The organism is Phyllobacterium phragmitis, from assembly GCF_002980495.1.
Classification (GTDB): domain Bacteria; phylum Pseudomonadota; class Alphaproteobacteria; order Rhizobiales; family Rhizobiaceae; genus Paramesorhizobium; species Paramesorhizobium phragmitis.
On record NZ_PVBR01000129.1, the window covers coordinates 1 to 255 of the forward strand.

At 66.7% G+C, this 255-nt stretch carries 1 protein-coding gene; it reads right to left on the reverse strand.

Annotation, left to right across the window (positions count from 1 at the left end; genetic code table 11):
- On the reverse strand, positions 1–255 hold a 255-nt coding region (locus C5748_RS27655; protein WP_146119677.1), incomplete at both ends, for a hypothetical protein.

A 255-nucleotide genomic window follows, 5' to 3' on the forward strand; every position in this document is an offset into this window, starting at 1 on the left:
GCATGACGCGGCCCTCGAACAGCGCATCCCAGTTGCGCACGACGTGCAGGTCGGCGCGGATGATGCCGAGATGGGCGGAGGACGAATACCATTCGGAGAAGCTCTCGCGGTCGCCGTCGAGCAGCCGCTCGCGGACCTGGCCGTAGCGCATGCCGTATTTGCCGCCGACCGACAGCCAGGGCATCAGGTCATAGGTGAAGTCGGCCGACAGGATATGGCTGCGCTGCGCCGGGCCGTATTCGTCGCCCGTGATGG